Source organism: Winogradskyella undariae (assembly GCF_013285155.1).
Lineage (GTDB): Bacteria > Bacteroidota > Bacteroidia > Flavobacteriales > Flavobacteriaceae > Winogradskyella > Winogradskyella undariae.
This window is the reverse complement of record NZ_JABTEL010000060.1, coordinates 1-529: the sequence shown is the minus strand read 5'-3', so window position 1 is coordinate 529 and position 529 is coordinate 1. Positions and strand designations below refer to the sequence as shown.

The 529-nt window shown below is 28.5% G+C and carries 1 pseudogene; it reads left to right on the top strand.

Going from position 1 to position 529, the window contains the following annotated elements:
- Window positions 1–112: 112 nt before the first annotated feature.
- A pseudogene (locus tag HSX10_RS18655) lies at window positions 113–529 on the top strand (recombinase); the annotation flags it as partial.

Below are 529 nucleotides of genomic sequence, written 5' to 3'. Positions count from 1 at the left end.
AAGTTTTATAAAATCTCATGTTCCTTATATTAAGTGTATGTTATACGTATCCTATTCGAATAAGATACGATTAAATCGTTTACATCCATTACATTGCATTAAATAATACTTTATGGAAAAAGGAAGGAGCATTACTTTAAAGCATCTTTTAATAAGAGATAAAAGATATATCGGCTTACAATTCAATACAGATAAAATTATTCAGGCACTTGTTAAAGAATTGCCTGACGTAAGATGGAGCAATGAATTTAATATGGCTTACATTTTAAACACAAATAAAAACCTGAATAAAATATTCAATATTTTCAGTGGGGTTGTTTGGGTGAATTGTAATTATTTTTTTGATAAAAAACCAATAAATGATACTATTGAGCCCATGGATATCACTTGGTTTAGACAACGATCTCTACCCGATAATTATCGACACTGCCCTACCACCTACTTAGATAAGCTACAATTAAAAAAATACGCTAATAATACTGTAAAATCTTATATTCTTGCTTTTGAAACCTTCATAAACGATCACAAA